10 protein-coding genes are annotated in these 14,487 nt (G+C 29.7%); 9 read left to right on the forward strand and 1 reads right to left on the reverse strand.

Going from position 1 to position 14,487, the window contains the following annotated elements; translation table 11 throughout:
- The first annotated feature begins 128 nt into the window (after window positions 1-128).
- From ACYSNV_RS03900 to ACYSNV_RS03920, 5 genes are all read left to right on the forward strand, one after another.
- Entirely contained in the window at window positions 129-266 is a 138-nt protein-coding gene (locus ACYSNV_RS03900) for a hypothetical protein (RefSeq protein ID WP_461761255.1), read from the forward strand.
- A 243-nt stretch (window positions 267-509) separates the two neighbouring features.
- Window positions 510-1,682: a response regulator transcription factor gene (locus tag ACYSNV_RS03905; protein ID WP_461761256.1), complete on the forward strand. Its 1,173-nt coding sequence runs from the start codon at window positions 510-512 to the stop codon at window positions 1,680-1,682.
- A gap of 106 nt (window positions 1,683-1,788) precedes the next feature.
- Window positions 1,789-2,616, forward strand: a complete 828-nt coding sequence (locus tag ACYSNV_RS03910; RefSeq protein ID WP_461761257.1) for an HAEPLYID family protein — start codon at window positions 1,789-1,791, stop codon at window positions 2,614-2,616.
- Between the two features lie 555 nt (window positions 2,617-3,171).
- A complete protein-coding gene (locus ACYSNV_RS03915; RefSeq protein ID WP_461761258.1) occupies window positions 3,172-3,720 on the forward strand; it encodes a hypothetical protein in 549 nt (182 codons plus the stop codon).
- 265 nt (window positions 3,721-3,985) lie between these two features.
- The gene (locus ACYSNV_RS03920) at window positions 3,986-4,534 is read left to right on the forward strand and encodes a lipocalin family protein (protein WP_461761259.1); all 549 of its coding nucleotides are present in this window, start codon (window positions 3,986-3,988) and stop codon (window positions 4,532-4,534) included.
- A 97-nt stretch (window positions 4,535-4,631) separates the two neighbouring features.
- On the opposite strand, the gene ACYSNV_RS03925 is transcribed toward ACYSNV_RS03920, so the two are convergent.
- Window positions 4,632-6,647: a BCCT family transporter gene (locus tag ACYSNV_RS03925; RefSeq protein WP_461761260.1), complete on the reverse strand. Its 2,016-nt coding sequence runs from the start codon at window positions 6,645-6,647 to the stop codon at window positions 4,632-4,634.
- A 929-nt stretch (window positions 6,648-7,576) separates the two neighbouring features.
- Between ACYSNV_RS03925 and ACYSNV_RS03930 the strand changes: the two genes are divergently transcribed.
- From ACYSNV_RS03930 to ACYSNV_RS03945, 4 genes are all read left to right on the forward strand, one after another.
- Window positions 7,577-9,316 (forward strand): GH32 C-terminal domain-containing protein, encoded by a 1,740-nt coding sequence (locus ACYSNV_RS03930; protein ID WP_461761261.1) that lies wholly within the window; start codon window positions 7,577-7,579, stop codon window positions 9,314-9,316.
- Window positions 9,317-9,948: 632 nt separating this feature from the next.
- Window positions 9,949-10,890: a helix-turn-helix domain-containing protein gene (locus ACYSNV_RS03935; RefSeq protein ID WP_461761262.1), complete on the forward strand. Its 942-nt coding sequence runs from the start codon at window positions 9,949-9,951 to the stop codon at window positions 10,888-10,890.
- A 3-nt stretch (window positions 10,891-10,893) separates the two neighbouring features.
- Entirely contained in the window at window positions 10,894-12,042 is a 1,149-nt protein-coding gene (locus ACYSNV_RS03940) for a helix-turn-helix domain-containing protein (RefSeq protein WP_461761263.1), read from the forward strand.
- Between the two features lie 2,162 nt (window positions 12,043-14,204).
- Window positions 14,205-14,348, forward strand: coding sequence for a hypothetical protein (locus ACYSNV_RS03945; RefSeq protein ID WP_461761264.1), 144 nt, complete (start codon window positions 14,205-14,207; stop codon window positions 14,346-14,348).
- The last annotated feature ends 139 nt before the right edge of the window (window positions 14,349-14,487 follow it).

A 14,487-nucleotide genomic window follows, 5' to 3' on the forward strand; every position in this document is an offset into this window, starting at 1 on the left:
ATAAATTTGAGGGTTAATAGGATGGTTGTTTTATGTTTTTTAGTGTTTTTGTTTATAATTAGTGTGATTTGGTTAATTTATTTTCGTGTTATGTGTGTATTTGTTTTCACTATTATAATTAAAACAGTATGACTGTTAAACAAAGTTTTTTAGCTAAAAATTTGACGCAAAAAAATCCATTGACAAGTAAAACGGTAAACACACAAACTTTAGAGTTAGAATCATTTCATTTTCTAGTTACTTTAAGTTATAATTTAGGATTATAAAATAAAAGAAAAGTTTTTTGTTAAAAGATTAAATATTAAAAATCCAGAGTAAGAACTTGCAATAAATACGTTTTTAAAGTTAGAAAAAGCAAATGAAATCCTGTAAAGTGATTAAAATACTATGTACTGGAAAATCCAAAATAAAATAAAAATAAATCTTATACCTGTTAATAAAAACTATTTACATTTTAAAGCAAGTGTCTTTATAGGACTAAGTTTAAATACCTATAAAACCAGGGATGTATGAGTCGGCTTTGCTTTTTTCTTCTTTTTTTATTCTCTGGAACTACTTATAGTTCAGATCTTCATAGCCCAATGGATCTCTCGGGTTTAAGGGATCCTTATTTTGAATTACATTATCGCAATTCGATGAATTTTTACAACGGTATTATCCAAAGTCCACAGGTAAATAATGTAAATAAATCAAAGACTTATTATTTAAAATACCAGTTGTTAAAGAAAACCGGGAATTATAATCAAGCTCTACAAAACTTGGATTTCGCCTTTCAAATTGGGCAAACATCCGCAAAGCTTAACCAAGCTACCACTGATTATCTGTTAGAAAAAGCCTTTTTGTATATTGAAATGCAGCAGTACTCTTTAGGGCAGTGTGAACTAGAAAAATTAGATATAATCCATTTGAATCCTAGTGATGTAAATAATCAAGGACTCTATTTGTTTTTAAAGGGTTTTTTTATTGTCACTAAACAACATAATCTATCTCAAGGGGTAGACTTTATTTTAATGGGAGTTGAAGATTTAAAACAAAACAATGCAAGTTACCTTATTGTTCTTTACAGGGAGTTGATGCGATTTTATAGTAACGATATAAATCACCACCATAAAGTACAGGGTATTTATAAATTAGCTCTGGAACTGGGTTATGAGAAATCCTATGCTATTCAAATTTTAAAATTACATGAACTACTGGGGGAATTTTACAATCAAAAAGAAAAGCATCAAGAGGGTTTACAGTTAAGAGAATTATTTTTAAAAGACTCTATTTATTATAGTTTTTCCAACCAAACACAAGGTATTCTTTTTAAGTCAAACAAGATCGTAGGTGAAAAACAAGATCAGCAAAAACAAACTAAAGGCAATGAAAATTCTAAAAAAAGAGTTTGGACCGGCTTAATAACGGTAAATATTGTGATGATTTCTCTATGGGTTTGGTTTTTTAGAAAAAGACTTTCTAAAAGAAATCTAGCAATTAAAAAAAGTATTCAAAAGGCCAAGTTAATTGCCATTACCGAGTTAACTCCAAGACAAAGACAAATTATAGAATTAGTCAAACAAGGTGATAGCAATAAACAAATCGCCCTTAAACTAGCCATTTCAATCAATACGGTAAAATACCATTTGAAAATTATTTTTAGTAAATTAAAAATCAAAGATCGCTATGAATTAAGGGATTAACAATTTTCTTATTCGGTATTAAAAAAAGGATTAATGGCAGAATTATATGGATTTGTGCTATTTCTTACCAATACTTATTTGTAATTTTGCATCAAAACTCACTAATATGTATGAAATTGTTAAGAAAATAGAGAAATCGTTGCTGGTTTGTTTATTTGCCTCGAGTGCCGTTTTTGCACAAGATGTTCAAGAGCAACAGCCAAAAGGTTTACCCGATAAGGTAATACATGCCGAGCCGCTATTTAATGACTTAATGCGTGATTTAGGTGCTTATAAAGGAGAGCGCGAATGGAACGCTGGTTTTGGTGTAGGAGATCACAAAAGTTATAAAGAGTATTTCGGCTTTGTAGAATATGAATTTGCTGTAGCCAATCGCTTAGGCTTAGAAGTGGAGATACCTTTTTCATTTAACAAACAAACTTCTTTGGGTAACCCTAGTGTTCCCAACAATAGAATAGAAGGGATTAAATTGGCCTCTCAGTATACTTTTTATGTCAATAAAAAGCAACAGTTATCCTTAGCCTTGGCCTATATTCATGAATTTGAAATGAATTATTTTAAAAATTTAGATCAAGGTAAGTTTTTTACTGGAATGCGTATGAACCCTATTTTAATTGCTGCTAAGAATTTTGGTAGTTTCAATACGGTTGTTTTTGGTGGTCCTGTGTTTGAGAATCATTTTTCAAGCCGAAGTGTAACTACCCTTGGAACTTTAAACGCGAGTGTTCTTTATGTTTTACCAGGTAGCCGTAATTTTATTGGTATTGAGAATAATATGGACTTTGGACAAGGTGAATTTCATTATATGCTTCGCCCCCAAATCAAAGTAGCTCTTTTACATAACTTGGCTGTGGGTATTGTCACAGGAATTCCATTAACCAATGAAAAAGATATAGCCATGGATTTTATGACTCGTATTATTTGGGAGCCATAAAAGTAAGATTAAAAAAACAAGAGTTTTTTTTAAGTTAGATAATAATTTTAATTCCTGAAAAAGGCTAAGAAAATAATGTCTTAGCCTTTTTCTATTTTGCCTAGAAACTAATTTTTGGAGTTTTCTATAGAATATAGATACATTATGGGTAAGTAAGGGGCTTATTTTACGGTCATCTTTTTGATTATCTAATACAAGGTAATTGTTAAAGTTTTGTAGGTAATTTTACCTTTAAATTCGTTTTATTTTTTTGATCTGGATTGATTTTATCTTCATCTTTGAGCGAGAAAAATCAGATATATTTTTAGTGTTTTATTTTATTTTTTCATTTAAAGTATTGATAATTAGCAATGTATGTGTTTTTGCTTGTTGGGTATTTTAAGTTAGGATTTAACCGTATTGTGACTAATGGAATTAGTGGGTTATACTGATTTTTTAAATTGTTAAGATTTGTTATAATAGTTAATTGGCTTTTACATATTGGACAGCGGGTACATAATTTGTTACTTTAGCTTTGAAAGAGAAAATTTTGTTTAATTAATTAGATTAATAGCTATGAAAAAGTTACTATTTATTTTAGCCCTTTTTATGGGGCTTAGTTCTTATGCACAACAACAGGATTCCTATGGGCACTACCAAGGAGATCTTTCTGAATTATTAGAGGCCTCGGATTACTATCAAATCACACCAGAGCAAAGAGCCAAAATCATTGCACGTAAAAAAAGTATAGGACGTGAGATGGCAGCCATTGGAAAAGATCGCTCTTTATCGGGGTACCAAAAAGGACAGAAAAAAAGGGAATTGTCAATTCAAATTAAAAAAGATATTCAAATTATTTTAAGTCAAGGACAATATAATAAATGGAATAATCACTGGAATTCTGGGAAGTACGGACATAAGGGGGATCACTGGAAATACGACAAAGATTATACAAATGATGCCATAGATCGTCAGATTGATCTTCTTGAGGATCAATATGAAAGAGACATAGAGTGGGTAGAGAAAAGGTATAAGAATGATAAGTATGCTTTGAAAAGTGAGAAGCAGTACTTAAAGACTGTATTTAAAGCGGAAAAACAGCGTTTAAAAGACTTAAAAAAATAGTCTAATTATCACAAGCACATGCTAAAAATATATTACCTGAGGTAGGTAAAAGAGTCATTTTTAATTTAAAAATGGCTCTTTTTTTTAGCAATAAAGGTTTTTATTATTATAAGTGCTTTTTTTTTAATAGATTTAAATGAATAGATCTTCTTGGGATTTTATTAAAAATGGTTACACATAAAGTAGTTAGGTAGGTATTTTTAATTAATTTTAAAAAAAGATCAAAGGATTTTGAAACTAGTTTATATTAACAAAACAAAAAGATATGTTTTTAATTGTTTTACTACTTTTCTTGGCCGTTGTAGTCTTAGTATATTTTCTAAAAGACCGGGTTAAAAAAGACTTTACACCTGTGAGAGATTTTAAGGTCTCTAAGTATTTAGGACTCTGGTATGAGATTGCCCGTTTGGATTTTCATTTTGAAAAAAATTTAGATAACACCACGGCTCGTTATACTTTAAATAAAGATGGAAGTATTGAGGTTTTAAACAGTGGGTATTCCACTAAAACAGGTAAGTGGAAACAAGCCTTGGGTAAGGCTAAATTCAAAGGTAAACCTACTTTGGGGGCTTTAAAGGTAAGTTTTTTCCCTCCGTTTTATTCCGATTATACGATTTTAGAATTAGACACGGATTACAAGTTTGCTCTAGTGGCAGGCAAGAATTTAGAATATTTATGGATCCTATCTCGGGAAAAACAAATGCCTTTAGAGATTAAAGACAAGTATGTAGCCAAGGCTTTGAGTTTGGGTTTTGACACCCAACAACTGGTTTGGGTTGATCATCTAAGGGAAGATAATCCTTATATAAAGTAAGATTTACGTGGATTTTTAGAAAAAGTAAAAGACCTTAATTTACCGGTTATATCTTGGTAAATTAAGGTCTTTTTTAAAAAAAGGAATTAGCTTAAGTTTATTTCAAGTGGTAATTGGAATTACTTGTGATAAACATTTCACTTTTATCCTCGGCTACTATTTCAATAAAACGTTGGTAATGTTTTAAAACATCACTAATTAGTTCGTTTTTGTTTAAAATCTGTACATCATAACCTTGTCTATAATCACCAAAGTAGCTCATAGGGAAATAGGTTTTTTCGTGGTGTACATCGGGTAGATTCTCTTCTTGGATTAATGAGTCTGCCAAGGTTTTAGCCTGGGTTTTCACCCCGTAAATAAAGTTGTTTACCTGATCGTGTTTTATTTCGATTTCCATTGCCTTTGGAGATTCATAGGAGTTTATTTTAACCTCTATATTGTTTTTAGCAAACTCTTGTTCTAGTTCTAAAAAGGCATGTTTTACCGTAGAGTCTATAAACTGATCTATAGTTTGTTTGTTATCAAAGGAAATAATTTGTTTTAAACGTTGTTTCCAGCGATCCCCAGACCATACCACACTTGTTTTTTCGAAATCTTTAGCATAATACTGTTGGTCCACCACAAGTGCCTTGGCTAAACTTACCATAAAAAGTAACATAATTATTGAAAAAGGTAGGGCTGTTATAAGAGTCATACTTTGTAGAGCATCTAATCCACCTACATTTAATAAAAGTAATGCTAAAGCTCCAAGTAAAACACCCCAAATAATGATCTGCCATTTTGGAGATACTTTTGCGTTTTTTGTGGCAATACTATTCATAACATATATTCCAGAATCTGCCGAGGTCACAAAAAATATTAAGATAATTAAAATACTTATAAAGCTAGTTATTTGGCTTAATGGTAAATACTCAAGAAACTTAAATAAAAGAACCTCAGGATTGGCCACCAGACTACTTAAAGCACCATTTGCCTGATTAATATCAAACCAAATAGCACTGTTACCAAAGACACTCATCCAAATAAAATTAAATAAGGTAGGGATTAATAACACCGCTACAATATATTCACGAATGGTACGACCTTTGGATATTTTAGCAATAAATATTCCTACATAAGGAGCCCAAGATATCCACCATGCCCAATAAAGAATCGTCCAATCATAAAACCATGGTTTAGTTTGGGGATCAAAGGAATGGGTGGAGAATGTTAATTCAAAGAAATTGGAAATATAAACACCAATTCCTTGGGTGAAACTACTAATTAAATAAACTGTTGGACCTAATATTAATACGAATAATAACAGAACAACTACGGCTATAATATTAATATTACTTAAAATTTTAACCCCTTTATCCAACCCGCTAACTGCTGATAGAACCGATAAAGAAACTAGAGTAATTACAATAATGGCTTGATATAGGAAACTACTATGGGAAACCAAGCCTAAGGTTTGCAAACCGGAATTTATTTGTATTACCCCAAAACCAAGTGTGGTTGTGATACCAAAAAACGTACTACAAAGGGCAAATACATCAATTAAGTTTCCCCATTTTCCTTTTATTTTATCTTTTAATAAAGGATAAAAGCAACTCCTTAAAGAAAGGGGTAGACGATATCGGTATGCAAAGTAAGAAAGGGCTAATCCAACCACTGCATAAATAGCCCATGGGTGAATACCCCAGTGAAAAAAGGTATACATTTGAGCGTCTTGAGCTCTTAAGCCTTGTGGATTACCAGCAAAGACATCAGCCGAGTAATGTCCCAAGGGTTCAGCAACGCTAAAGTACATTAATCCAATTCCCATTCCAGCCGCAAAAAGCATCGATATCCAAGAAAAGAAGGAATATTCTGGTTTACTATTATTAGGACCCAGGCGTATATTACCAAATTTACTGAACATTAAATAAACCAAGAATAAAATAAACAAGGTAACCGACCATACATAAACCCAGTTTAGATTTAAAAATATAAATTCTTTAATCAGGTTTAAAGAGTCATTAGTAGCTCTTGGAAATGTAGCAGCAAGTAAACTCACCCCTACTATAAATAGTAAACTTGGTAGAATAACACCTTTACTTAAGGTTGTTCGTATTCTAGGAAATAAAGACATTTGTTAATTGTTTTTTATTAATTTATTTTTTAAAATTTCAAAAAATACACTGGGTTTGGTAAACCAAAGTATCCTAAAGCAACCTGCTTTTTTTGGAATCCTTTTTTAGCAATAGAATATGATTCGAAAGTGAATTTTTGAAAAAAATTGTTTTAGAGTTAGTGGTGCAATTTCTTTTGATTTTGAACTGAAAACCATTAAAGTTGCAAAGTCAATTAGTAACTTAAAATAAATGAAAATCGATGCTTTATAAATTAGCAAAAAGATTATGTTCTTTTTTAAGTTCAGGAGTTTTAAAAAAACTAAAAACTTTCCCTTAAAAACCTTTAAAAAATAGACGCGTTAGGTAAAGCGACTGATTTTAATATTGTTTTTTTTAATTTTAGAAAAGCTAGGTTTATAGGCTAATGGTGTTTTAAAACAAAAAAAATGTTTTACTGCCAATTATTTTGTTTTAAGCAATAAACTTGGCATTTAGCCTTGTGTAATAAAGAATTTAAATACAGCTCTAACACAGCAATACCTATGGAAATAAGGAGGAGTAATGGTAGGACTTATGTGTAGTGTATTTGAAGGTAAACATATTTGTTTTTATATAAATTCTTTGCAAATGTATGATTTATTTGCTTGAATATCAATATTTTTTACAAATTTATTATTTTATTTAGATTTTAATAGCTTTAAAATTAATGTTTTTTTCTGCCATTAAGGCCCATAAAACAACTAAAAAAAATAATCTATAATCTTTTAGTATTTTTTCGTTTTTGTTTTTATGTATCCTAAGAAAAATATAGAATTTAACTCGAAGATAAGAATATAGCTAAATAGGGGTAAGTAGCTGTAAATCAATTTTTTTAATGTCATAGTTAACCAATGTTTTTGTAACTTTAGTTAATACCAATTCAATGGATACAAAAAAAAAGCAGCTCATGATACACCCTGTCAATAACCCATTTAAAGTATACTGTACTGCCCCTGGTAGTTATTTAATAAAAGTTGTGGTTAACCAGCCTTATTTGCGAATACCTATTCAAGAACAAATCGGACTCACAAAAGTTTCTTTGGTGGTTGATAACCTACAAAAAAGTCAATACAAATTGCGTTTGGCTTGTAATAAGGTTGATTATCATCTAAGTTTAGATCTAAGTGAATATTTAAATCAAGAGGTTTGTTTTATTTTAGATGATGTGGTTCAAAAAAATATTTTATGGTCTTATTTTAGTATGTCAGATTCTATCATATCGACTAATATCCAAAGATTTCGTCCAAATTATCACTTTAGCGCCGATTTTGGATGGATAAACGATCCCAATGGTATGTTTTATAAAGATGGAGTTTACCACCTTTGTTTTCAATATAACCCTTACGGAGCTACTTGGGAGAATATGACCTGGGGTCATGCTGTAAGTAAAGATTTGATATTGTGGCAACAACAAAAAGAGGTTTTACACCCTGATGCTCTAGGACAAATCTACAGTGGTTGTGCGGTGGTGGATACCAATAACGATGCAGGATTCGCAAAAGGTAGTGTACTTGCATATTATACTAATGCTGGCAATGCGCAGTTTCAATCCTTGGCATATAGTACTGATAATGGCCAGAGTTTTATTAAATACAAGAATAATCCTATTTTAATGGGAAATTCGCCTGATTTTAGGGACCCAAAAGTTTTTTATCACCAACAAAGTAAAAAATGGATTATGGTTCTAGCCGCTGGTCAGCAAATGGAGTTTTATAGCTCCATAGATCTTCTGTCCTGGGAGTATCAAAGTACCTTTGGACAGGGTATAGGTGTGCATAGTGGGGTGTGGGAATGTCCTGATTTAATTGAACTTAGCCTACAAAGTGAAAAACAAAATCTTTGGGTTTTGTTATGTAATATTAACCCTGGAGGAATTTTCGGGGGATCTGCTGCTCAATATTTCATTGGTCATTTCGATGGTAAAACTTTTACTGTCTTGGGGGATGATTATCCAAAATGGCTGGATTTTGGAAAGGATTTCTATGCCGGGGTAAGCTGGTCGAATTTACCCGATAATCGAAAGGTTGTGATGGCTTGGATGAGTAATTGGCAATATGCTCATGAATTGCCCAGTTCTCCTTTTAAAGGAGTAAACACCATTGCTCGTGAGTTGAGTTTGTTTAGCTACTGTGATTCGGTATATGTAAAGACACAGTTTGTTAAAGAGTTGCAAGGGTATTGCAAAAAAACAAAGTTATTTACCGATATAAAAATCGATAAACTAACCAAGATCGAGCATCTAGTGGAGCCTTGTTGTATGAGCTACCGACTAGATTTTGATTTTACCATAAATACTAGCAGTAAATTTCATTTAAAGTTGTATAATGATTTAAATCAAGAGATACTCTTTGTTGTAGATCTTGTAAATAAGCAGTTTACCATGGAAAGAGATAAAAGTGGACACTTACCTGTTTTGAATAATTTAGACTTTATACAAGCCACCACAGCTCCTATTTACAACGATGAAAATAAATTAAAATTACAGATTTTAATAGATACCTGTAGTATAGAGATTTTTGGAAATCATGGCGAGTTTGCTATGACTAATTTGGTTTTTCCGACCCAGAGTTTCCATCATTTACAAATTAGTTTACAACAAGGTTTCCTTGTAATGGATAGCCTGCAGGTTTATCATATTGTGGTTTAATAAATTGAAGTTCAAAAAAAGCAAAGAGCATCCAAAAGTATTTTGGCCATTTGTTTTTGCCAGATGGATGATGTCTTTTTTTTAGTTAAACTAAAATCTAAAGTGTAGGTTATCTAGCTTTTATAAAAACACCTAAATGGGTGCGGGAGAAAGCATAAATTTTAACAAATGGACTTTCGCTTTTTTGAAACGAGACACGCTTTAAGTTTTAACTATTCTTAGTCTATTATTAATAGAACTTGGGAACAAAGATGAGTTAAATAGATATATTAACTTAATTAAGATGACGTTTTTTTGATTGAATTTAAGGGAGTTTGTTTCGGTATGTTATTTTTATAGTATTTTATATTAAATTTAATGCTTTAAAAAAGTTAATAATTAGAGAATTATATTTTAGTAGTTTGCAGTATATATGCTTGATTTATGTTAAAGTTTATTATTTTTAATTAAGGATGATGTATATTTGCATGTCTTATTTTAAGATTTTGCACACAAGACAAAAACTGATCCCTAAACAGTTTTTATAAATTATACAAACATCCCTAATTTGTATATACCTTGGCAAACAGTCACTTTAGATAAATTATGACCTGTTGCCATAGGATAAATTCTCATAGAATAATATATTTTTTATGTTAAGTAATAAAGTAGTGATAATACAACACGCTTTTTATAAAAAAGCGTTGTATATATGTCGATGGTATATTTTACTTTTACTACTAGAAGTAGGTATTTTCGGACTCTTGCAAAATTCAGATTTGTATGTTTTTAATGGTCCGTTATTTTTTATTCTAGTTCAAAGTTTGCGTAATAGATTTAGAATAAATCGGGTGATTGTTCATCTGTTAGTGGGGGTGTTGTATCTTTTGTCTTTGTTAATTTTGATGTCAAATAAAACCTATCTACAATACTCAACTATTATTCCGGCTACTTCCTTGTTGTGTTACGGGGTGTCTTTTTTTGTTTTGGATTATTTTAAATATATAATGAGTGAATTTAAGTTTTGGTTAAAGTACATGGCTTGGTTCTGTATTTTAATTGGTACATCTGCTTTTTTATATTTAATAAATTTGGCTGATTTACATATTGTTAAAGTTAATACCTACTTTTTTGTATTAGGGTTGACCTGTTTTTCATTGATTTACTTGCTTTTGCTATATCGGGCTTTGCGACAAAATCAAAATGATTTAAGCTATTTAAAAAAGGTAGATACTTTAAAAGCAGAATATAGAGATAAGGTACAAAGCTTGCAGTTTTATTTTGATACAAATAATCATTTTTTAGATCCAGATTTTAGTATTGATGATTTAGCAACACCGTTAAATATGGATAAAAAGGATTTAAGTTTTTTGTTAAATCAAGTTTTAGATACGAATTTTTATAACCTTTTAGCCGAAAAACGGATCAAAGTTGCCCAGGGACTGATTGAAAATTATTCGGATATTTATACAATCGAATATATTATGCAGCAATCTGGTTTTCGAAGTAAATCATCTTTTAATAGGTATTTTAAATACCATACGAATAAAACACCTTCGGAGTTTCGTGATATGATTAACCGCAGTAAGTTATAGCCTATGTTTGGATATATACAAGTTTTTTATTTTCTGTTTTTAAATGGTGCTATTATATTTGCTATCTATAACATTCTGATCTATAATAAGAAGAAGTTAGATAATTATGCAGATAGCGCCATATATTGTATCAATGTTTTGATTCTTTTCCAGGCGATTTATAATTTAATATGTAGGATGGCCTGGTCCGAGTTAGGTTTTTTAAATATAGGAACTCCCATTAAACTACTATACGGGCCCTTGTTTTTATACGTAGTACGAAGTACTATTTATAAAAGACCTTTATTTAACTTGAGAAAAATAGGTCTTTATTTGCACTTTATTCCTTTTTTATTTTTTCTTTTTTGGTTTGTTGAACTTGTTAGGCATCAAGGGGACTTTGGTTATGAGCAAAAGGATAATTTTTATCTAAGAGTGTTGTATATTGTTTCTGGGGCTCAAATTATGGTTTACTCCATTATTTCATTATATATCATGCAGGTTTATGATCTTGTAAAGACAAATAAAAGAGTAAAACGTTTATTCTTTGATGGTCTTTTAATCTTGATTATTCGTGGGATTTATTTAATTGGCGATGCGTTAAATAAAGACTTTAACCTAAAGGAAAACGACTTGGCTAGTTTGTTTAGTTATCTGTTAATGTTTATCATTATTTTATTAATTCATAATGTATGGATAAAGAACTATTTTGTAAACCCAACAAAGGATCCCGCTCTTATGATAGACAGACGTGAGTTAGAAAAAGCAAAAGATGTGCTAGGGTCAGGAAAATCAAAACAAGCAAAGTATAATAAATCAAGAGTCGATCACCAGGATTTAAGTGATTATGCCAAAAGGCTAGATCGCATTGATATGGATGTTTTTTTAGACCGGGATTTAAATATGGAAAAACTAGCCTCGATTTTACATGTAAATGTACATACTGTTTCCCAAGTGTTTTCTTTGGTTTTAGAAACAAGTTATAGTGGTTATGTTCATAAAAAAAGAATATCACATTGTATTGAACTTCTTCAAAAGCATCCTAATTTATCGATTCATGAGCTAAGTGAGGAGTGTGGTTTTAATTCTTTGGCTTCGTTTTATAGAGCCTTTAAAGATATTTATGGTATGACTCCCAGGGAATATCAAAAAAAAATAACAAAACATGAATAACTACTGTTTCAAAAAAACATAAAGATTTGATTTTTTTTTTTAAAGTTATTTGGTTTTTTTAACTGATATTATTTTAGAGCTCTTTTTTCTTATTTAATACCAAGTGTTTTTTATTTTCCTATCTATATTTTGTTATAATCTACTGTGTAAGATTCGATTCTTTTTCCATTAAAGAGGGTACATATTTTTTAAGGCTTAGTCTACGCGCAAAATTATAGTTTTCAAAATTTGACAATTTATCTCTTTTTTAAAATTGTGATGATAAGTTTCTAAATAGGTGATAAGGAAAATCATTAAGAGAACACACTTGGGATAGACAATCTCTTACATCTTTAGATACAAGAGGGGGTTCCATTAGACAATAAAATTATCAAAATTTCAGAGTAATATAATTATTTAAATTACCCAAGAATCGTAATTTGGTGATTTTTTTGATTAATACCAATACTAAATTGTTTTTAGTAATCTTAGATTGGTATATCCAGGTATATATCAATAGTAGAAATGTAATAGTTTTTTTCCTTATTAATGACTCTACCACATTATTTTATTATATCAATATATTCTAAAGGCGTCAAAGGTTCAAGCTAAGGTGTTTTAAGTTATTTTTTATTCGATCAATCTTTAGCAATGTGATTTTGTAAAAATGTAGTTTAAAATACAATGCCTTAAACTTTTTGTGGCGAATAGTATACTAATTTTATTTAGAATACTCTATCATTATTCTATTTGTAAAGTATATAAGAAGATGGAAAAAAGTTTTCTTAATGTTTTTAGGATGGTGAATTATTTTTTTTTGGATTTCAGTGATCTTTTAAATACTAATGACTCTATCTTCCCCCCCCCCCCTTCCTTTATTAAATTGTTTTTATTTTACGGAGGCACAATTTAATCTAATAGCATTCTAATGTTTTTTTCATCTGATATCTCAATGTTTTTTTACCATGGAGGTTCAGTTTGTAATTTTAATAGTTTGTGAATTGAAAAATTACGAAAGAGTTTTTTTTTCTTCTACTTCTAATAAAAACTGATAGTGCATCTACTTATATGGTTTTCTTATATAAAATGTAAATCAAAGATAAGTAACTAATTTTAGCCAGTTTATTTAGTACTCTAATAATTTGGTATAATCAAAAGAATTAACCCACAATAAAACTTTTTTTTTAAATCTTATAAACAATTTTGTTGTGTAATGACAAGTGAAATGTTGAGAACAGATTAATAAATAGTAAAAAAATAAATTTAAGTAGATAACTTATAAATATTTACTCTAGAGTTGGTTGCTTTAAAGTACTCATTATTTTATTTGAAAGGCATAATTATATATTTATTAGTTCTTTAAGAACTTAAGGAGAAAAAATAATTATTCTATTAAATGTAGAAAGGATAATTAATTTTTTTTTTGATTTTTTTGTAATCTTTTATCTTTTTTTTTCTAAATTTTTATAACTAATGTAGTAAAACACTTAAAAATGGCGTTCCATTTTTTCATATTCATGTATTTTTCAATAAAGATACAAGTTCTTTTGTATGTTGTTGATTGTGAACTACTTACTGATGCTTCATATTATTAGGAGCTAATACATCTCAATAAAATGAAAATTATTTTGTTTTTTTTCGTCTTTACTTTGTGTCATACAAAATGGGAGAGGTCTTTATCTAATCTTACTTAAAAAAATCTTCCAAGTATACGTAATTATTTTCATTTTCTCGCTATATAAAACATATCAGTTTAAAAAGAGATACGATTTTTTAAAAGTAGTTAAGGTGATTGAGATGAATTAAAGTTCTGTTAGTAAGTAAACCGGTAATAATTAGGGAGTATTATAAGATTGCCTAAAGCAGGACTTTCAATTCATCGTAAGATCAAAAAAATATATTTATTAAAGAAAAACAGGAAAGAAAATCTATGAAAAAGAAAGCTTAGCTTGTTTAACTACAAAGTAGAAAATTCAACAATGTAATATTTGTTGATGTAGATTGGAATAAGGCTTACTAACAAGCTAGTAATGAAAGTAACATGCCCAATATAAGGGTTAATTTCATTGTTGAATTCTTCTTTGTTGATAAGAACTTATAAAGTTGGTTTTAAATTATTGAAAAAATGTAAAATCTCAACGAAAAATATTAGGATTTAATATCCTTAGTAATTAGTGGGGACTATGAGTTTTTCGTTGAGTTTACAAAATCTTTTACTAAGCCTTTTAGAGAATAAGGAAAATATTCAATTATATCATTCCGAAATAAATGTTTCTGTGGTTGATAACTCACAAGTTTCATACATTACTGTAAAGTTATCTTTTTAGTAGCTTACTAACAATTGTGAAATTTTATTTTTTTTTTCAAGTGTGAGTTAAGGAGGATTAGAGAGCCCTATTTGGGCTCTCTATTTCACTCGAATTGAAATTTAATCTATCTGGAGGTTTTACTGGAGTAAAAAAAGTT

This window comes from Myroides sp. LJL119 (genome assembly GCF_054871605.1).